The following is a 19,325-nucleotide window of genomic DNA, read 5'->3' as shown; positions in this document are numbered from 1 at the left end:
TCTGTCACTGCTCCTGGGAACGCTGATGGTGCCGGGTAGGGGGGAAGTCTGCGGTGTCCGTGGTCCGTACGGCCAGCGACCGGTCCGGGTTGAGCCGTACGACGATGTGGCGCCGCCAGCCGGTGTCGTCACGGTCGGCGCGGTCCTCGCGCCAGTGGCAGCCGCGGGTCTCCTCGCGCAGCCGGGCGGCGGCGACCAGGACGCGGGCCACGCACAGGAGGTTGGTCGCCTCCCAGGTGTCGACGCCGGGTTCGGCGGTCTTGCCGTTCTCGTCGAGCGCGTCGCGGGCCTCGGTGTGCAGCCGCTGCAGCTGGCCGGCGGCCATGGCGAGGGACCCCTCGGAGCGCAGTACGCCCGCGCCCTCGGTCATGATCCGCTGGATGGCGAACCGCGACTCGGGAGCGAGCAGCGGGTGCGCGGGCTTCTCGGGGTCGGGCACCGGTGCGGGCACGCGCGCGTGGAGGCCGTTCTCGGCGCGGGCGTCGGCGATGTCGGCGGCGATGCGCTCGGCGTAGACGAGGCCCTCGAGCAGGGAGTTGGAGGCGAGCCGGTTGGCGCCGTGCACACCGGTGCAGGCGACCTCCCCGCACGCGTACAGCCCAGGGACGGTCGTGCGTCCCTGCGCGTCGGTGCGGACACCTCCGGAGGCGTAGTGGGCGGCCGGGGCGATCGGGATGGGCTCGGTGACCGGGTCGATGCCGTTGACCCGGCAGGCGGCCAGGATCGTCGGGAAGCGCTGCTCCCACATCGCGGCGCCGAAGTGCCGGGCGTCGAGGAACATGTGCTCGGCGCCCTGCTCCAGCATCCGGCGCAGGATGCCCTTGGCGACGATGTCCCGGGGCGCCAGCTCGGCCAGCTCGTGCTGGCCGACCATGAAGCGGACCCCGTCCCCGTCGACCAGGTGGGCGCCCTCGCCGCGCACCGCCTCGGAGACGAGCGGCTGCTGGCCCTCGGCGTCCGCGCCGAGGAAGAGCACGGTCGGGTGGAACTGGACGAACTCCAGGTCGCTGATCTCCGCTCCCGCGCGCAGCGCCAGGGCCACGCCGTCGCCGGTGGACACCGAAGGGTTGGTGGTCGCGGAGAAGACCTGGCCCATGCCGCCGGTGGCGAGGACCACCGCGGGGGCGTGCACGGCGCCCACACCGTCGTGCTGGCCCTCGCCCATCACGTGCAGCGTGACGCCGGCCGTACGGCCCTCGGCGTCGGTGAGCAGGTCCAGCACGAGCGCGTTCTCGACGGTGCGCAGCCCACGCGCGCGTACGGCCTCCACGAGCGCCCGGGAGACCTCCGCGCCGGTTGCGTCGCCGCCCGCGTGCGCGATCCGGCGCCGGTGGTGGCCGCCCTCGCGGGTGAGGTGGATGTCGCCCTCGTCGTCGGTGTCGAAGTGGGCGCCGGTGGAGATCAGCCGCCGTACCGCGTCGGGGCCCTCGGTGACGAGGATCCGTACGGCCTCCTCGTCGCACAGACCCGCGCCGGCCACCAGGGTGTCCTCGAGGTGCTGTTCGGGCGTGTCACCCTCGCCGAGGGCCGCCGCGATGCCGCCCTGCGCCCAGCGGGTGGAGCCGTCGTCCAGGCGGGCCTTGGTGACGACGACCGTCGTGAGCCCGGCGGCCTCGCAGCGCAGCGCCGCGGTCAGGCCGGCCACTCCGGAACCGACGACGACCACGTCCGCCGAGATGTTCCACCCGGGTGCGGGTGCGTGCAGTCGTATGCCTGTGCTGGTCACGAGGCGGCTCCGAGGGATCCGAAGGTGAGGGGGAGGTTGTCGATCAGCCGGGTCGTGCCGACCCGGGCGGCGACGGCGAGGACGGCTTCGCCGGTGAAGCCGTCGCCGATCTCGGTGAAGTCGGCAGGGTCCACCAGGGCGAGGTAGTCCAGCCGCAGCGGCGGGTCCATGCGGGCCGCCTCGTCCAGGACCTGGCGGGCGGCGGCGCGGACGGCCGCCGGGCCACCGGGGGCCACCGCGGCCACCGCGTGCGCGTCGGCCGCCGCGCGGGACTCCCCTATGGCGCTCAGCGCCTCGGCCCGCGCGCGCGTGGAGGGCACTTCGCGGGCCCGCGCGCGCAGCGCCTCCTGCGCGGCGTGCCGGTCACGGCCCGCGAACAGCGCCCGGGACAGCGCGAGGGCGGTACGGCGCTCGCCGGGCGAGAGGTAGCGGTTGCGGCTGGACAGGGCGAGCCCGTCCTCCTCGCGCACGGTCGGTACGGCGACGATCTCCACGCCGAAGTTGAGGTCGCGCACCATGCGCCGGATCAGGGCCAGCTGCTGGGCGTCCTTCTGCCCGAACAGGGCGGCGTCGGGGCGGGTGAGGTGCAGCAGCTTGGCGACGACGGTGAGCATGCCGTCGAAGTGGCCGGGCCGCGAGGAGCCCTCCAGCCGCTCGCCCATGGGGCCCGCGGTGATGCGTACCTGGGGTTCGCCGCCCGGGTACACCTCGTCCACGGCGGGCGCGAACACGGCGTCCGCGCCCGCCTGCTCCGCGAGCTTGAGGTCGGCGTCGAGGGTGCGCGGGTAGCGGTCCAGGTCCTCGCCCGCGCCGAACTGCAGCGGGTTGACGAAGACGGTGACGACGACCTCACCGTCCGGGCCGGCGATCTCCCGCGCGGTGCGGATCAGGGTCGCGTGGCCCTCGTGCAGCGCGCCCATGGTCATCACGACGGCCCGGCGACCGTGACGCACGCGCGCGTGCAGCTCTTCCGCGGTGCTCAGCAGGGCGGTGCTCATCGGCCGTTCCCCTCGGTGCCGTCGGTGCCGTCGGTGCCGTGCGTGCCACCGCTTCCCTCGGCGAGTACCCCGAGCAGGTCCTCGGCGAGTTCTGGCTTCAGCAGTCCGTGCGCGAGCGCCCGGTCGGCGGTCGCGCGGGCCATCGCCAGATAGCCCGCCACGGTCTGCGGGGCGTGCCTGCGCAGCTCGGTGACGTGCGCGGCGACCGTACCGGCGTCCCCGCGCGCGACGGGCCCGGTGAGGGCGGCGTCACCGGAGCGCAGGGCGTTGTCCAGGGCGGCGCCGAGCAGCGGGCCGAGCATCCGGTCGGGGGCCTCCACGCCGGCGGTGCGCAGCAGCTCCATGGCCTGGGCGACCAGGGTGACCAGGTGGTTGGCGCCGAGGGCGAGGGCCGCGTGGTAGAGCGGGCGGTTCTCCTCGCTGATCCACTCCGGCTCGCCGCCCATCTCGATGACCAGGGCCTCGGCGGCCAGGCGCAGCTCCTCGGGCGCGGTGACGCCGAAGGAGCAGCCGGCGAGCCGCTGCACGTCCACAGGAGTGCCGGTGAAGGTCATCGCCGGGTGCAGGGCCAGCGGCAGGGCGCCCGCGCGCAGGGCGGGGTCCAGGACCTTCGTGCCGTACCGGCCGGAGGTGTGCACCAGCAGCTGTCCCGGCCGTACGGCACCGGTCTCGGCGAGTCCGGTGACCAGGCCCGGCAGAGCGTCGTCGGGGACGGTGAGCAGCACCAGGTCGGCGCGCTGGAGGACCTCGGCGGGCGGCATCAGCGGCACGTCCGGGAGCATCGTCTCGGCACGCCTGCGGGAGGCGTCGGATACCCCGGAGACGGCCACCGGACGGTGCCCGGCGAGCTGGAGGGACGCGGCCAGCGCGGGGCCGACGCGTCCGGCGCCGACGACGCCGACGGTGAGCCGCGCGGGGCGGTCCTTGAGGTCTGGCTGGTGGACTGTACTCACGCGACGGCGGCCTTCCCGTTCCAGTCCGCTCTGGGTACCGGACGATGTACCGAACGATTTCTCGTCATGTTAACGCTATCGGGTCGGGCGGCGGCCGGTTGTCCACAGGCTGTGGGTTTCGCCACGCCTCCGGGCCGGGGCGCCCGCGCGGATATCCCGGTGCCCCCGCCGGTCCGCCACGGCATGATCCCCGGCATGACTGACACGACCGGACAGGGCACGGAACAGGACACCGGCCAGGGCGCGCCACGATCGGCGCAGGAGCGGATGCGGGAACGGCGCGCGGCCGCCCAGCGGCAGGCGCGGCGCACGCTGTCCCGCGGGGGCTGGGGGGCCACGATCCGCGAACGCCTCGCGCATCTCACGGAGGTGGGGGCCGGGGTGTACGACCTGGACGAGCCGGCCGACGTCTACGGCAACCGGATCGTTGCGGCCCTGGAGGAGCGGGTCGCCGCGCTGCTCGGTACGGAGGCCGCGGCGTTCTTCCCGACGGGCACCATGGCCCAGCAGGTGGCCCTGCGCTGCTGGGCGGCGCGCACCGGCGACCCGACGGTGGCCCTCCACCCCCTGTCCCACCCGGAGGTGCATGAGCGAAACGCGTTCAGCCAGGTCAGCGGTCTGCGCCCGGTCAGGGTGGGCAGCGGGCCCCAGCTGCCCACGGCAGCCGAGATACGCGACTTCGACGAGCCCTTCGGGGCACTGATGCTGGAACTGCCTCTCCGGGACGCCGGTTTCGTGCTGCCGACCTGGGAGGAGCTGACCGAGGTCGTCGAGGCGGCGCGGGAGCGCGACGCGGTGGTGCACTTCGACGGCGCGCGCCTGTGGGAGTGCCCGGACCACTTCGGGCGCCCTCTGGAGGAGATCGCGGGCCTGGCCGACAGCGTCTACGTGTCGCTCTACAAGTCCGTCGGCGGCTTCGGCGGCGCCGCGCTCGCCGGCCCGAAGACGCTCGTGGAAGACGCGAAGACCTGGCGGCACCGGTACGGCGGCATGATCTTCCAGCAGTTCCCGACCGCTCTGTCCGCGCTCATCGGCCTGGAGCGTGAGCTGCCGAGGCTGCCGGAGTACGTGCGGCACGCGCGCGTGGTGGCCGCCGCGCTGCGCGAGGGCTTCGCGGCGGCCGGGGTGCCCTGGGCCCGCGTCCACCCGGAGGAGCCGCACACCCACGAGTTCCAGGTCTGGCTGCCGTACGAGCCGGACGTGGTGGCCGAGGCCGCCGTGCGCCAGGCCGAGGAGACCTCCGTGATGCTCTTCGCGAACAGCTGGCACAGCGCTGGGCCCGGTATCGCGGTCACGGAGGTCGTCATTCGTGCCGCGGGCCTGGAGTGGACGCCCGACGACGTCCACGCGGCCGTGCGGGGCTTCGCCGACCGGCTGCCGGACAAGGCCTAACCGAGAGCACGGGGGCGCAGCCGGCGCTTCAGGACGTGCCACAGCCGCCCGCGCGCCGGACGCTCGGCGATGACCGCGCGGAAACGCCGGTGGTCACGCAGCTCGCGCAGCGCCTCGAGGTCATGACGGCCCGGCGCGGGCGGTTCCGGCTCGCCGTGCAGGCGGGCGCGGTAGCTGTCGAGGAGGTACTGCTGGGTGATGCTCATGGCGGATCGCCTTCTCGGGACGTGGACTGATCACTGGCTGATCACCGACCACTCGGTGACCGATCGGGCTCCGCGGCTGCCCCGGTGCCTCCAGGTTGCTCTCCCCCGCGGCGGATGTCCCGTGGATTGACGGCTGCCGTCAATCGACGCGGGCACTGTCAGTGGGCGAGTGCACGATGGACGGCATGAGCGTGACCATCGACATCACCGGACTGCCGCCGGAGCGGGTCTCCGTCGTGCCCTCCCCGCTCGCGGAGCTGGGTATGGCACTGCACGCGCTCAGCGAGCCCGGCCACCACCCCGATCTTCAGGGCTGGGCCACCGCCGTCTCGTCCCGGCTGGACCCCTGCCTGGCCGACCGCCTGTGCGAGGCGGACTTCCTGTGGCGGACGACGTTCTCGGACGTCTTCGCCCCGTTCGCCGGGATCCCCGGCGGCCGCGCGCTTCCCGGCGCCGCCCTCGCCGAGGAGCTGGACCAGCTGGACAAGCTGACGGACGAACAGTTCGTCCACGCCGCGCTGGAGTTCACCTGCCAGCTGCGCTACGACATCCGGGAGCCCGGCCCGCTGGACGACCCGGAGCTGCGCCGGCGCTCCCTGGAGCTGGCCGCGGCGCGCGGCGCCGTCCAGGAGCGGTTCACCCGCCGTCTGCTGGACGACCCGCCGACTGTCCGTGCCTGGTTCCGGCAGCTGATGCTCGACTGCGACGAGGCCTTCTTCGCCGACACCTGGGCCCGTATCCAGCCCCAGCTCGCCGCGGACGCCCGGCACAAGACCGAACTGCTGCGCCGCAAGGGGCTCGGCGAGGCCCTCTCGTCGCTGTCCGGGGCCGTCTCGCTGGACGAGAAGGCCGCGCTCATCACGATCGACAAGCTCGTCGTGGGCCGCACCGCCACCGGGGACGGCGGCCTGGTCCTCGTGCCGACCAGCCTCGGCCGGCCGCATCTGATGGTCCTGCACCGGTACGGCTGGCAGCCCGCGATCACCTACCCCGCGAGCGGCTCCCGCCCGCAGGCGCCGTCCGTCGAACAGCTCACGCGCCGCCTGGAGGCGCTGGCCCACCCGGTGCGGATGCGGTTGTGCCGGCACCTGGCGCGGGCACCGCACACCACGAGCGAGCTGGCCGACTCGCACGGCATGTCGGCACCGGAGATATCCCGGCACCTGGCGGTGCTGAAGAAGGCGGGCCTGATCACCGACTGCCGCCGCGGCCGGTACGTGCAGCACCAGTTGGACCTGGCCGCGGTGGCCCGGCTGGGCAGCGACTTCATCGAGGGCGTCCTGCGCTGAAGGCCGAAAACCCTGCGGGCCGGTCCGCCGGTGCGGCCGCCGTCAGCCGTGGCCGCCGGCGCGCACCAGGCCGGTCTCGTACGCCAGCACCACCACCTGCACCCGGTCGCGCAGGGCGAGCTTGGTCAGGATGCGGCCCACGTGGGTCTTCACCGTCGCCTCGCTCAGCACCAGCCGGGCCGCGATCTCGCCGTTGGACAGCCCCTGCGCGACCAGCACCATCACCTCGCGTTCCCGCTCGGTGAGCCGCTCCAGCTCCTTGTGCCGGGGTTCGCTGCCGGTGGAGGGCAGCATCGGCGCGAAGCGGTCCAGCAGGCGCCGGGTGGTGGACGGCGCCACCACCGCGTCACCGCTGTGCACGGCACGGATGGCGGTCAGCAGCTCGCCGGGCGGCACGTCCTTGAGCATGAAGCCGGAGGCCCCCGCCTTGAGTCCGGAGAAGGCGTACTCGTCCAGGTCGAAGGTGGTCAGGATCAGCACCTTCGGCGGGTCGGGCTCGGAGCAGATCCGCCGGGTGGTCTCCACACCGTCCAGCTTCGGCATGCGGACGTCCATCAGGACGACGTCGACGGCGGTGGACCGCAGCACCTGGAGGGCCTCGACGCCGTCGCCCGCCTCCGCGACGACCTCCATGTCCGGCTGGGCGGCGAGCACCATCCGGAACCCGGTGCGCAGCAGCATCTGGTCGTCGACGAGCATCACGCGGATCGTCATCGGGTCTCTTTCGTTCGGGGCGGGCGGGTAAGGCGTTGCACGGAGTGGGCGTGACCGGTGTCGATCGGGGCGCGTGAGGTCGTCAGTGCGCCGGTTTGAGCGGCAGCAGGGCGCTGATGCGGAATCCTCCGCCCGGGCGCGGACCGGCGTCCAGGGTGCCACCGACCATGCCGACCCGCTCGCGCATGCCGATCAGGCCGTGCCCCTGCCCGTCGGCGCCGCCCTCCTCGTACAGCTCGTGCGGGGCGCCCTTGCCGTCGTCCTCGACGAGCAGGCCGAGTCCGTCGTCGAAGTAGACCAGCCGTACGCTCGCGCCCGCGTTGGGGCCGCCGTGCTTGCGGGTGTTGGTGAGCGCCTCCTGCACGATCCGGTACGCGGTCAGCTCCACGCCGCTGGGCAGCGGGCGCGGGGTGCCCTCGACCTTGAAGTCGACGGGGAGACCGGAGGTGCGGCACTTCTCGATGAGATCGTCGATCTGCTCGACGTCGGGCTGCGGGACGTACTCGCCGCCCTCCTGGTGCTCGCCGGTGCGCAGCACGCCCAGCAGGCGGCGCATCTCGGCCAGGGCCTGGCGGCCGGTGGAGGAGATCGTCTCCAGGGCCTTCCTGGCCTGGTCGGGTGCGGCGTCCAGGACGTAGGCGGCGCCGTCGGCCTGCACGACCATAACGGACACGTTGTGCGCGACGACGTCGTGCAGCTCGCGGGCGATGCGGGCGCGCTCGGCGGCGACCGCGACCTTCGACTGCGCCTCGCGCTCCTTCTCCAGACGCGCGGCGCGCTCCTCCAGCTGGGCGAAGTAGGCGCGCCGGGTGCGCATGGAGTCGCCGAGCACCCAGGCGAGGGCGAACGGGACCGTCTGGAAGACCTCTATCGCGCTCTGCCCGAGGAAGCCGGTGTGCTCGGCCGGCCAGCGGATCTGCGCGAGGACCGCCGCGCAGAGGCTGACGGCGAGTGCGAGCCGGGAGGCCCAGCGTGCGCCGATCGCCGCGACCGTGTAGGTGATCACCAGTATCGCGAAGTCGGCGACGGTCGTCTCCACGTCCAGGACCAGCTGGGCCAGTCCGGTCGCGAGGGCGAGCAGCAGCATCGGCTCCGGGAAACGGCGACGCAGCGCGACCACGACGCACAGGACCGTGGAGACGGCCATCCCCGCGGCCCGCGTCCCGTGGTGACCGGGCACCCCGTCGAGATTGACCACGCTCAGGCCGGACAGCCCGAGCAGGACGACGGCCCAGAAGGTGTCGACCCAGGTCGGGTGGCGGCGGAGGAAGTCATAGAGGCGCTGCACGTAACCCAGAGTAGGTAGACCAGATGTGTGCAGGGTCAACCGGAGGGCCGATCCGCGCCCGGCGCACGTACTCCGCAAGGTGGAGGACGTGATCATCTGTGCGCCTAGTCTGGTCCGGTGACGGATGAGACGACGGAGCCGGGCCACCGCCGGGAGCCCGCGCCGCGCGGCTGGCGCGCGGCGGCCGAGACGGCGCTGTACGGGCCCGGCGGCTTCTACCGTCGCCCGGAGGGCCCGGCCGGTCACTTCCGTACGTCCGTGCACGCGTCCCCGCTGTTCGCGCGGGCCGTGGCCCGGTTGCTGTGCCGGGTCGACGAGTCGCTGGGGTGGCCCGAGGTCCTGGACTTCGTCGACGTGGGCGCCGGGCGGGGCGAGCTGGTCACGGGAGTGCTCGCCGCCCTGCCCGCAGAGGTGGCCGCCCGCGCGCGCGGGTACGCCGTCGAGGTCGCCGACCGCCCGGCGGGCCTGGACGCGCGGATCACCTGGCTGAGCGAACTCCCCGACGCGATCACCGGACTGCTGTTCGCCAACGAGTGGCTGGACAACGTGCCGGTGGACGTCGCCGAGGTGGACGGCGCGGGGGTGCCCCGGCTGGTGCTCGTCGCACAGGACGGCTCCGAACGGCTCGGGGAGCCCGTGACCGGCGCGGAGGCGGAGTGGCTGGCGCGCTGGTGGCCGCTGCCGGCCGAGGAGGGGCTGCGGGCGGAGATCGGGCTGCCCCGGGACCGGGCCTGGGCGGCCGCCGTGGACCGGGTGGCGCGCGGGCTCGCGGTGGCCGTGGACTACGCGCACACCGTGGACACGCGCCCCCCGTTCGGCACGCTCACCGGCTTCCGGGAGGGGCGCGAGACGGCGCCCGTCCCGGACGGCTCGTGCGACATCACGGCGCACGTGGCCCTGGACGCGTGCGCGGCGGCTTGCCCCACACACGCGCTCCCGAGCACCCCGCACACGCCCGCTGACACCCCGCCCACGCCTCCTGGCGGGGCGCGCAAGCCCTGCGAAACGGCGCGCGCCTCTTCCTGCGCGCCCACGGACACGGCGCAGCACTCCGCCGAAGCGGCGCGTGCGCGTCCCGCCGCGCGCCTGCTCACCCAGCGCGCCGCTCTGCGCGCCTTGGACCTCACCGGCGTGCGCCCCCCGCTCGCGCTCGCCTCCACCGACCCCGCCGACTACGTGCGCGCCCTCGCGAGCGCCGGCGAGGCGGCCGAACTCACCGCACCGGGCGGCCTCGGCGACTTCGGCTGGCTGATCCAGCCGGTGGGGATCGCCCACCCGCTCGGCTGAGGGGCGGCCTACTTGTCGATGTCGCCCACCACGAAGAACATCGACCCCAGGATCGCCACCATGTCCGCCACCAGCGTCCCTGGCAGCAGCTCGGTCAGGACCTGGATGTTGTTGTACGACGCCGAGCGCAGCTTCAGCCGGTACGGGGTCTTCTCGCCCCTGCTGACCAGGTAGTAGCCGTTGATGCCGAGCGGGTTCTCGGTCCACGCGTACGTGTGGCCCTCGGGCGCCTTCAGCACCTTGGGCAGCCGCTGGTTGATCGGCCCCGGCGGCAGCTCCGCGAGCCGGTCGAGGCAGGCGTCGGCGAGGTCCAGCGCGTTGTGGGTCTGCTCCAGCAGGACCTCGAAGCGCGCGAGGCAGTCGCCCTCGGTCCGGGTGACGACCTTGAGGGTGTCCTGGAGGTCGCCGTAGGCCAGGTACGGCTCGTCGCGGCGCAGGTCGAAGTCGACACCCGAACCGCGCGCGATGGGGCCGCTCACGCCGTAGGCATGCACTGCCTCGGGTGTGAGCGATCCCACTCCGCGCGTGCGCCCCCGGAAGATCTCGTTGCCGAGCACCAGGTCGTCGAAGACGTCCATGCGCGAGCGCACGGCGGAGACGGCGGCACGCGCGCGTGCGGTCCACCCGTCCGGCAGGTCCTCCTTGAGGCCGCCGACGCGGTTGAACATGTAGTGCATGCGTCCGCCGGATACCTCCTCCATGACGTTCTGGAGCACCTCGCGCTCCCGGAACGCGTAGAACACCGGCGTGATCCCGCCCAGCTCCAGCGGGTAGGAGCCGAGGAACATCAGGTGGTTCAGCACCCGGTTCAGCTCGGCGAGCAGCGTGCGCGTCCACACCGCCCGCTCGGGGACCTCCATGCCGAGCATCCGCTCCACGGCGAGGACCACGCCCAGTTCGTTCGAGAACGCCGACAGCCAGTCGTGGCGGTTGGCGAGCATGATGATCTGCCGGTAGTCGCGTGCCTCGAAGAGCTTCTCGGCGCCGCGGTGCATATAGCCGATCACCGGCTCCGCGCGCACGATGCGCTCCCCGTCCAGCACGAGCTTCAGCCGCAGCACGCCGTGCGTGGACGGGTGCTGGGGCCCGATGTTGAGCACCATGTCGGCGCTCTCCGCGGCACCGCCGATCCCGACCGTGGTCTCCGTCGTAGGAGTCATGGCCCCAGTTTCCCCTACGTACGCTGACCGTATGGAAACGGGGAGCCGGGAAACGGCCGGGATACCGGGGGACAAGCCGGTGTGGCGGGGGCTGGAGCCCGGGCTGCTGCGCGTGCGCCGGCTGCTGGTGGTGGTGTGGACGGGGGTGCTCACGGTCGCCACGGGGCTGCCGCTGGGCCTGCTGGCGGGGCCCGCGTGGGCGGTCCTGGCGCTGCTGCCGCCGGTCTTCGCCGCGTGGTGCTGGCGGCTGCTGGAGCGCAACTGGCGCTCGTGGCGGTATGCCGAACGCGCCGACGACCTGCTGATCAGCCGCGGTGTCCTGTGGCGTGCGGAGACGGTCGTGCCGTACGGGCGGATGCAGCTGGTGGAGGTGACCTCCGGGCCCGTGGAGCGGCGCTTCGGGCTGGCCACCGTGCAGCTGCACACGGCGGCCGCCGCGACCGACGCGACCATTCCCGGCCTGGACCCGGCCGAGGCGGAACGTCTGCGCGACCGGCTCACGGAGCTGGGCGAGGCCCGATCGGCGGGCCTGTGACCTCCCCGGACCTCGGCGGCATACCGGAGCGCCCGCCCGTCGTCGAGCGCCGGCTGCACCCGATCACGCCCCTGCGCCGGGCCTGGGCGCCGGTCGCGGTCCTGGCCGGCTGGGCGGTGCACGACCCGAACGGCGCTCAGGAGCAGCTGGCGCGGCTGACCGGCACCATGCTCCTGCTGGGCCTCGCGGTGCTGGTGCCGGTGGCCGGCCTGTACGGCTTCCTGTCCTGGTGGTTCACGCACTTCGCGGTCACCGACACCGAACTGCGCATCCGTACCGGGCTGCTGTTCCGGCGTATCGCGCACATCCGGCTGGAGCGCATCCAGGCGGTGGACGTCTCCCGTCCGCTCCTCGCGCGCGTGGCGGGCGTCGCGAAGTTGCGGATAGACGTCGTCGGCGCCGACGACAAGGATGAACTGGCCTTTCTGGGTGAACAGGAGGCGCGCGCCCTGCGCGCGGAGCTGCTCGCGCGCGCGGCGGGTTTCGAGCCCGAGAGGGCGCATGAGGTCGGCGAGGCGCCGGCGCACGAGCTGCTGCGCGTACCACCGCGTGAGCTGGTGCGCTCCCTCGTCCTGACGGGCGCCACCTGGGGCTCGCTGTGCGCCGCGCTCGTCGTGCCGACCGTGCTGTGGCTGGCCACCCACAACCTGTGGACGATCCTCGTCAGCGCCCTGCCGCTGCTCGGCGCGGCCGGCGCGCGCAGTGTGGGACGGTTCGTCACCGAGTTCGACTGGACGGTGAGCGAGTCCCCGGACGGACTGCGGATCGACCACGGGCTGCTCGACCGTGCGCACGAGACGGTGCCGCCCGGCCGGGTGCAGACCGTGCGGATCGTGGAACCGCTCCTGTGGCGGCGGCTCGGCTGGGTCCGGGTGGAACTCGACGTGGCCGGGTCCGCGAACTCGGTGCTGATCCCGGTCGCCCCGCGCGCGCTCGCCGAGTCGGTCGTCACGCGCGTCCTGCCCGGCGTGACGGTGCCTCAGGAACTGTCCCGATCGCCGCGGCGGGCCCGGTGCTGCCTGCCGGTGTGGTGGCGCGGACACCGCACCACCGTCACCGGCACGGTGTTCGCCACCCGGGACGGTCTGCTGCGCCGCAGGCTCTCGCTGGTCCCGCACGCCAAGGTGCAGAGCGTACGGCTCACCCAAGGGCCCTGGAAGCGCTTCTGGCGGCTTGCCGACGTCCATGTGGACACCGGGGCCGACAAGACCGTCACGGCCCGGCTGCGGGACTCGCAGGAGGCCGCACGGCTGCTGCACGAGCAGGCGGAGCGGTCCCGCACCGGCCGCCGGGACGCCCGCCCGGACCGCTGGATGACCGGCTGAGACACAGGCGCCCGGCTCCCCCTGGGGAAGCCGGGCCCGATGCCTGGTGTGTACGGACTGGCGGAGGCTCAGGAAGCCGCGCTGCGCAGCCCCTGGATGTCGATCTGCTCGGTCTCGTCGTGCGCGGTCAGGTCGATGACCTGGCCGACACCGCGCGACCGCGCGTCGGCGGACTTGAACTCGGCCTCCGACTCGGCCTTGTGCACGGCGAGTGCCTCCTGGCCGACGACATCGGCGAGGTCCTCGTTCTGCACGGCGTCCAGCGCGGCCTTGGGCGCGCCCTTCTGGGTGCCGAAGAAGTCGAAACCACCCTCGGCCACCGGACGCCGCACGGGCGCGGCCGGTACGACGGCCACCGCGGTCGGCACCGTGAAGTGCCCGGCGGACGGCTGGGCCACGGTCTTGGCGGGCTCGGCCGGTGCCGTCGTGGCGGCGGCTGCGCGTGCGTGCCCGCCGGCCGCCGCGGGCTGCCCCGGCTCCTCGCCCTCCCCGGCGGCCGAGGCACCCTCCTCGCTCCGGGAATGAACGGTCTGGCTCGGGGAAGCCCCGGACTCGCTCCGGGGAGTACCGGACCGGCTCGGGGACGCAACGGACTCGCCGGCAGGAGCGGCCTCGGCCTTCACGCCGTCGGCGGCGCCTTCTCCTTTGGCGACCGGCTCCGCCTCGACCGTCCACCTCTTCGGAGTTTCCGGCTCGGGGGCGGCGGACCCGGCCGTCGCCCCCGGCTCGGGAGCCTCAGCGCCGGAGGTACTGGTCATGGCCGGGGTGTCCCGGTCGAACCGGGCCAGGGCCGCCAGGGCCCGCCCGTACAACCGGGAGCCCTCGGGCGAGAACACCGCGTCTGCCTTCGGGCCGCCCTCGGACGTCTCGGGGTCTTCAGAGCCGCCGGAGGCCTCGGGGCCGCCGGAGTTCCCGGAGTCTGCGGCGTTTTCGGCGCCTTCGGGGTTCCCGGAGCCTTCGGGGTCCGCCTCGGTGGCCTTGGCCTCCCGCTCCGCGCTCCGCGCGGGCGGCAGCGCGGGCGAGGGCGCCGCCGCCTCGATCTCCAGGAGCCGGCGTCCCTCCAGGGCGCTCGCGCGCTCGGTCTCCGCCGTGGCGTACCGGCGCAGCAGGGCCGCGTGCTCGTTGCGCAGGCCCGCCAGCTCCGCCCGCTTGGCGCGCAGCCGCTGCTCCAGCTTTGCGCGCAGCTCGCGGGACTCCTCCAGATCGGTCTCCAGTTCGGCGACCCGCTCCTCGAAGCGCCACTCGTCACCGGCACGCGCGCGTACGAGATCGGCGACCTGCTTGCCCGCCTGCGCGTCCCAGCGGCGCATCACGACCGCGCCGGCGACCGCTGTCGCCGCGGCGACGGCGGCAAGTGCCCGCACCACCGTCGCCTCGGAGAACACCCAGGGACCCAGCGCGCAGACGACGGAGACACCGGCGATCGCCGAGGGAGGCAACAGCCGGTGCAGAGGCGGGGAATGGCGGTGGCGTCCACGTGGCATGGCCAGAAACTTACCGCGCGTAGGCGGATCGCGGACCCCCGCCCCGTAAAAACACGCCGACATCGCGGGCTTCACGGGACGTCAGGGGTACGACGGTTCAGCGGTCGGTGAGCCGTCCGCTCATCCACTGCAGCGTCGGCGGGATCTCGCGCCGCCAGGTGTTGAAGTTGTGCCCGCCGCTGTCGAGGATGATCGACGAGATCCGGGTCACATTCGTGGCCTGCACACCCTCTATGAACTTGAGGGTCGCCTTGTAGTTGTGCTCGCCGACCTTGCTGCTGGTGACGAGCAGCGAGGTGTCGGGCGCAGGCTCGTGCTTGATGAGCCACCACAGGTCCGCACGGTTCTGCAGCTTCTGGTCGCCGTGGAAGAGGTCACCGGTCGTGGGGTCGATCGGCGCCTTGTAGTACGGCGACAGGCCCGCGGCGGCCGCGTACACCTTGGGGTGGTGCATGGCGAGCTTGAGCGCGCAGTAGCCGCCCGTGGAGTCGCCGATGACGCCCCAGCTGCCCGGCCGCTTACCCACCCGGTAGTGCGCGAGCACGGCTTCCGGCAGGTCCTTCGCGAAAAACGTTTCCGCCTGCGGGCCGCCCGGGACGTCCACGCACTCGGTGTCCCGCGGCGGCGCCACGGTCGGCCGCAGCATCACCAGGATCGTCGGCTGCATCCGCCCGTCCTTGGCCAGCTGCTGCGCCGTACGCGGGTAGCTCAGCTTGCTCACCAGCGCCTGCGCCGTGCCCGGGTAGCCGGTCAGCACGACGGCCACCGGGAACGTACGCGTGCGGTACTGCGGCTGGAAGTACTCCGGCGGCAGGTAGACGAACGCCGGAGTGGCGATGTGACTCGTACGGCCGACGATGTCGACCTTCTGGATCTGCCCGCCCAGCTCCGGCCGCGAGGCGCGCACGCCCGGCACGTCGGACGTGGAGACCACCTGGAGCGGGCCGCCCGTGCTGCCGTGGGCCGAGTGGTCGATGACGATCCCCGGGGCGGTCTCCTTGCCGAACAGGTCCGCCCAGCTGGCGTAGAACCCGAAGGCCTGGTTGGCGGCGAGTCCGACGGACGCGAAGAGCGCCAGTTGGGTGGCCAGCATCAGGCCGACCCGGCCGCTGACGGTCCGCCAGTTCTGCCGGGCCAGGCGCGGCCACAGCCACACCGTGCCGACGAACAGCAGGGCGGCGACCACCATCGCCAGCACCAGCACTTTGTTGCTCGTGAGACTCATGGGCTGTTTCCTGCCTGCGCTTTCCGCCCGTACCGCGCCCCCGCATCGTCGCGAGGGCTTGCCCGGGGCTTTCCTTGGCCTTTGACCCGTCTTTTCGGTGGGGAGTGAACCTCTCTCCCCAAGACACCGTCCTAGAGGGCGCAATGTCGCCGGATGCCCGATCGGGCCCGGATCCAAGGTCTCTCGCAGAACTACGGGATGCGATGTCTGTCAGGATAGATGGGGAAATGTCGGGCCGGGTTCCGAGCCGATCAAGCCGGGCGCGGCGCATACTGCGCGGCCCGCGCCCCGAGGCCGCCCCCGTCCTGGTCGCCAGGGCGGCCGCGATCGTGGGCGTCCTGGACATCGCGGCGGGCGTCTTCCCGCGCTTCCGTCACAGCCGTATGCACGCTATCGCCGAGGTACTGCCGGGCTCCTTCGGGCCCTTCGCCGCGGCGCTCTCGCTCAGCGCGGGCGTGCTGTTGCTGCTGCTGGCGCACGGGCTCAAACGGCGCAAGCGCCGGGCGTGGCGTGCCGCGGTCGCGCTGCTGCCGGCGGGCGCGGCGGCACAGTTCGCGTACCGGCACTCGCTCGTCGGCGTGGTCATCGCGGTGGCGCTGCTCGTGCCGCTGCTGCGCCACCGGGACGAGTTCGCGGCCCTGCCCGACCCGCGCAGCCGCTGGCGGGCGCTCGCCAACTTCGTTCTCATGAGCGCCGGTTCCGTCATGCTCGGACTCGTCATCGTGAACGTCCACCCGAACCGGACGATCGGCGACCCGAGTCTGGCCGACCGGCTGACGCATGTCATCTACGGCCTGTTCGGCTTCGAGGGCCCGGTCGACTACCAGGGCAACACCTCCTGGACCGTCGCCTTCTCCCTTGGCGCGCTCGGCTGGATCACCGCGGTCACCACCATCTACCTGGCCTTCCGCCCCGAGCACCCGGCGGCTCGCCTGACCGCGGAGGACGAGGAGAAACTGCGTGCCCTGCTGGCCAAGCACGGCGCCCGCGACTCCCTCGGCCACTTCGCGCTGCGCCGCGACAAGGCCGTCGTCTTCTCCCCCAGCGGCAAGGCCGCGGTCACCTACCGCGTCGTCTCCGGTGTGATGCTCGCCAGCGGCGACCCCATCGGCGACGTCGAGGCCTGGCCCGGTGCCATCGAGCGCTTCATGGACGAGGCCAAGGCCCACTCCTGGACCCCTGCCGTCATGGGCTGTTCGGAGACCGGCGGCGAGGTGTGGACCCGCGAGACCGGTCTCGACGCCCTGGAACTGGGCGACGAGGCGGTGGTCGACGTCGCGGATTTCTCGCTCGCCGGACGTGCGATGCGCAACGTGCGCCAAATGGTCAAGCGCATCGAGCGGGCCGGCTACGAAACCCGGGTGCGGCGCATCCGTGACCTCGGCGAGGCCGAGCTGGAGCGCATCCGCCGGGCGGCGGAGGACTGGCGCGGCACCGACACCGAACGCGGCTTCTCCATGGCCCTCGGCCGCATCGGCGACGCCGGTGATGTCGACTGCCTGATCGCCACCGCCCACAAGGCCGACGACGCGCCCGGCGAGTACGGCGACCTGAAGGCGATCCTGCACTTCGTGCCCTGGGGCCGGGACGGCGTCTCGCTGGACCTCATGCGCCGCGACCGCAGCGCCGACCCCGGCATGAACGAACTGCTGATCGTCGCCGCCCTGCAGGCCGCCCCCAAGTTCGGCATCACCCGGATCTCGCTGAACTTCGCGATGTTCCGCTCCGCCCTCGCGCGCGGGGAGAAGATCGGCGCCGGCCCGGTCCTGCGCGCCTGGCGCGGGCTGCTGGTCTTCCTCTCACGCTGGTTCCAGATCGAGTCGCTGTACAAGTTCAACGCCAAGTTCCAGCCTCGCTGGGAGCCCCGCTTCGTGGTCTACCGGGCCTCCGCCGACCTGCCCCGCATCGGCTTCGCCGCCATGCAGGCGGAGGGCTTCGTCGACCTCGCCCTGCCGCTGCCGCGCTTCCTGCGCCGGCGCCGTACGCCCGCCGGGCGCCCGTGCGCGCACGCCGTGGCCGAGCGGGACGTCCGGGCGGCCTGAGCCCCGGGCGCACCACGCTGCAGGGCCCCCGGACCGGCCCGGGCGGAGGCCCCGCCCCTCCAGCACAGGGGCCTCCGCCCGGGCTGCCGCGCGTTCCCGGCGTCCTCCTGGGCCTACGCTGAACGTATGAACAACCTCAGCGGGCGCGGCCGAGTGACAGGCCTTCCGGCATGGGACCGGTGCGCGGTCATGGGAGTCGTGAACGTGACCCCCGATTCCTTCTCCGACGGCGGCCGCTGGTTCGACACGACCGCCGCCGTCAAGCACGGCCTCGACCTGGTCGCCGAAGGCGCGGACCTGGTCGACGTCGGGGGCGAGTCCACCCGGCCCGGCGCCACCCGCGTGGACGAGGACGAGGAACTGCGGCGCGTCATCCCCGTCGTGCGCGGCCTCGCCTCCGAAGGCGTGGTCGTCTCCGTCGACACCATGCGGGCCTCCGTCGCCGAACGGTCCCTCGCGGCCGGCGCCGCCCTCGTCAACGACGTCAGTGGCGGCCTCGCCGACCCCGCGATGATCCCGGCGGTGGCCGACGCGGGCGCCCCCTTCGTCGTCATGCACTGGCGCGGCTTCCTCCAGGGCGGCAACGTCCAGGGCGCCTACGAGGACGTCGTCGCCGAAGTCGTGGACGAACTGCACGCGCGCGTGGAGGCCGTTCTGGCGGGCGGCATCGCGCCCGACCGCATCGTCGTCGACCCCGGACTCGGCTTCTCCAAGGGGGCCGAGCACGACCTCACCCTCCTCGCCCACCTGGACCGCCTGCACACCCTCGGCCACCCCCTGCTGGTCGCCGCCTCCCGCAAGCGGTTCCTCGGCCGGGTCCTCGCCGGCCCGGAAGGGGCGCCCCCGCCGGCCCGGGAGCGCGACGCCGCCACGGCCGCCGTCTCCGCGCTCGCGGCGCACGCCGGCGCCTGGGCGGTGCGCGTCCATGAGGTACGCGCCACCGCGGACGCGGTGCGAGTCGCCCGGGCCGTGGAAGGGGCGCGTACGGCGGGGTCAGCGCCGGGCTCGGAGAGCGAGCGCCGGGCGCGGAACACAGAGAACAACACGCCGGGCACTGAAAGTGCGGGCGGGGCGCATGGTGCCGAGCACGCGCCCGGCACCCCCGGCGAGCGCGGGGCGGAAGGAGACCGGTGAGCGCCCCCCACACCGATGTCGAGCAGGTGGAGGCCGCCAACACCGCCTTCTACGAGGCACTCGAACGCGGCGACTTCGAAGAGGTCTCCTCACTCTGGCTCACCCCCGCCGACCTGGGCGTGGACGACGAGTACCACGACCCCGCGGACAGCGGCGTGATCTCCTGCGTGCACCCCGGCTGGCCGGTGCTCACCGGACGCGGCGAGGTCCTCAGGTCATACGCCCTGATCATGGCCAACACCGACTACATCCAGTTCTTCCTGACCGACGTGCACGTCTCCGTCACCGGTGACACCGCACTCGTGACGTGCACCGAGAACATCCTCAGCGGCGGGCCCGCCCCGGAGGAGGGCGCGGAACTCGGCCCACTGGTGGGCCAGCTCGTCGTCGCCACGAACGTGTTCCGGCGCACCCCCTCCGGCTGGAAGCTCTGGGCGCACCACGCCTCCCCCGTCCTGGCCGAGAGCGAGGACAATGACGTCGACGGCGACGGTCACGTGAACGGCGTGAATCCGGACGACGACACCCTCGCCTGAACGGGTGTCCGCCTCGGTGGACACCCGTTCG

General features: G+C 73.3%; 17 protein-coding genes. 8 read left to right on the top strand and 9 right to left on the bottom strand.

Annotated elements, in window-relative coordinates; translation table 11 throughout:
* Positions 1 to 4: 4 nt before the first annotated feature.
* The 3 genes from AC07C1_RS27410 to AC07C1_RS27400 are packed head-to-tail and all read right to left on the bottom strand — an operon-like array spanning position 5 to position 3,677.
* Entirely contained in the window at positions 5 to 1,726 is a 1,722-nt protein-coding gene (locus AC07C1_RS27410) for an L-aspartate oxidase (protein ID WP_478943162.1), read from the bottom strand.
* Entirely contained in the window at positions 1,723 to 2,724 is a 1,002-nt protein-coding gene (gene panC, locus AC07C1_RS27405) for a pantoate--beta-alanine ligase (RefSeq protein ID WP_478943160.1), read from the bottom strand. The genes AC07C1_RS27410 and panC overlap by 4 nt, the downstream gene beginning before the upstream one ends.
* Positions 2,721 to 3,677, bottom strand: coding sequence for a Rossmann-like and DUF2520 domain-containing protein (locus AC07C1_RS27400; protein ID WP_478943159.1), 957 nt, complete (start codon positions 3,675 to 3,677; stop codon positions 2,721 to 2,723). The genes panC and AC07C1_RS27400 overlap by 4 nt, the downstream gene beginning before the upstream one ends.
* Before the next feature lie 195 nt (positions 3,678 to 3,872).
* Between AC07C1_RS27400 and AC07C1_RS27395 the strand changes: the two genes are divergently transcribed.
* Positions 3,873 to 5,069 carry a threonine aldolase family protein gene (locus AC07C1_RS27395; RefSeq protein WP_478943157.1) on the top strand — a complete coding sequence of 399 codons (1,197 nt, stop codon included), beginning with the start codon at positions 3,873 to 3,875 and terminating at the stop codon, positions 5,067 to 5,069.
* Here the strand turns inward: AC07C1_RS27395 and AC07C1_RS27390 are convergent.
* Positions 5,066 to 5,275, bottom strand: coding sequence for a hypothetical protein (locus tag AC07C1_RS27390; RefSeq protein WP_478943155.1), 210 nt, complete (start codon positions 5,273 to 5,275; stop codon positions 5,066 to 5,068). The genes AC07C1_RS27395 and AC07C1_RS27390 overlap by 4 nt on opposite strands.
* 185 nt (positions 5,276 to 5,460) lie before the next feature.
* Between AC07C1_RS27390 and AC07C1_RS27385 the strand changes: the two genes are divergently transcribed.
* Positions 5,461 to 6,564 carry a DUF5937 family protein gene (locus AC07C1_RS27385; RefSeq protein WP_478943153.1) on the top strand — a complete coding sequence of 368 codons (1,104 nt, stop codon included), beginning with the start codon at positions 5,461 to 5,463 and terminating at the stop codon, positions 6,562 to 6,564.
* Between the two features lie 42 nt (positions 6,565 to 6,606).
* Here the strand turns inward: AC07C1_RS27385 and AC07C1_RS27380 are convergent, their stop codons facing one another.
* Complete coding sequence (locus tag AC07C1_RS27380) at positions 6,607 to 7,278, bottom strand: response regulator transcription factor (RefSeq protein ID WP_478943151.1); 672 nt, start codon at positions 7,276 to 7,278, stop codon at positions 6,607 to 6,609.
* An 82-nt stretch (positions 7,279 to 7,360) separates the two neighbouring features.
* Complete coding sequence (locus tag AC07C1_RS27375; RefSeq protein WP_478943150.1) at positions 7,361 to 8,566, bottom strand: sensor histidine kinase; 1,206 nt, start codon at positions 8,564 to 8,566, stop codon at positions 7,361 to 7,363.
* 117 nt (positions 8,567 to 8,683) lie between these two features.
* Between AC07C1_RS27375 and AC07C1_RS27370 the strand changes: the two genes are divergently transcribed.
* A complete protein-coding gene (locus tag AC07C1_RS27370; RefSeq protein ID WP_478943148.1) occupies positions 8,684 to 9,853 on the top strand; it encodes an SAM-dependent methyltransferase in 1,170 nt (389 codons plus the stop codon).
* Between the two features lie 8 nt (positions 9,854 to 9,861).
* Here AC07C1_RS27370 and AC07C1_RS27365 read toward each other — a convergent pair whose 3' ends face one another.
* A complete protein-coding gene (locus AC07C1_RS27365; protein ID WP_478943146.1) occupies positions 9,862 to 11,013 on the bottom strand; it encodes an NADH-quinone oxidoreductase subunit D in 1,152 nt (383 codons plus the stop codon).
* A 31-nt stretch (positions 11,014 to 11,044) separates the two neighbouring features.
* On the opposite strand from AC07C1_RS27365, the gene AC07C1_RS27360 reads away from it, so the two are divergent.
* On the top strand, positions 11,045 to 11,548 hold the full coding sequence (locus AC07C1_RS27360) for a PH domain-containing protein (RefSeq protein ID WP_478943144.1): 504 nt from the start codon (positions 11,045 to 11,047) through the stop codon (positions 11,546 to 11,548).
* On the top strand, positions 11,545 to 12,873 hold the full coding sequence (locus tag AC07C1_RS27355; RefSeq protein WP_478943142.1) for a PH domain-containing protein: 1,329 nt from the start codon (positions 11,545 to 11,547) through the stop codon (positions 12,871 to 12,873). The genes AC07C1_RS27360 and AC07C1_RS27355 overlap by 4 nt, the downstream gene beginning before the upstream one ends.
* Before the next feature lie 68 nt (positions 12,874 to 12,941).
* Here AC07C1_RS27355 and AC07C1_RS27350 read toward each other — a convergent pair whose 3' ends face one another.
* Both AC07C1_RS27350 and AC07C1_RS27345 read right to left on the bottom strand, forming a co-directional pair.
* Entirely contained in the window at positions 12,942 to 14,357 is a 1,416-nt protein-coding gene (locus AC07C1_RS27350; protein WP_478943140.1) for a hypothetical protein, read from the bottom strand.
* A gap of 97 nt (positions 14,358 to 14,454) precedes the next feature.
* Positions 14,455 to 15,582, bottom strand: a complete 1,128-nt coding sequence (locus AC07C1_RS27345; RefSeq protein WP_478943138.1) for an alpha/beta hydrolase — start codon at positions 15,580 to 15,582, stop codon at positions 14,455 to 14,457.
* A 227-nt stretch (positions 15,583 to 15,809) separates the two neighbouring features.
* Between AC07C1_RS27345 and AC07C1_RS27340 the strand changes: the two genes are divergently transcribed.
* The 3 genes from AC07C1_RS27340 to AC07C1_RS27330 all read left to right on the top strand — a co-directional run bounded on the left by AC07C1_RS27340 (position 15,810) and on the right by AC07C1_RS27330 (position 19,294).
* Positions 15,810 to 17,624, top strand: a complete 1,815-nt coding sequence (locus tag AC07C1_RS27340) for a phosphatidylglycerol lysyltransferase domain-containing protein (RefSeq protein ID WP_478943136.1) — start codon at positions 15,810 to 15,812, stop codon at positions 17,622 to 17,624.
* Between the two features lie 126 nt (positions 17,625 to 17,750).
* Positions 17,751 to 18,758, top strand: coding sequence for a dihydropteroate synthase (gene folP, locus AC07C1_RS27335; protein ID WP_478943134.1), 1,008 nt, complete (start codon positions 17,751 to 17,753; stop codon positions 18,756 to 18,758).
* Positions 18,755 to 19,294, top strand: coding sequence for a nuclear transport factor 2 family protein (locus AC07C1_RS27330; protein WP_478943132.1), 540 nt, complete (start codon positions 18,755 to 18,757; stop codon positions 19,292 to 19,294). The genes folP and AC07C1_RS27330 overlap by 4 nt, the downstream gene beginning before the upstream one ends.
* Positions 19,295 to 19,325: the final 31 nt, after the last annotated feature.

This window comes from Streptomyces sp. NPDC045022 (assembly GCF_056432605.1).
This window is presented reverse-complemented; position numbering and strand designations above follow the sequence as displayed.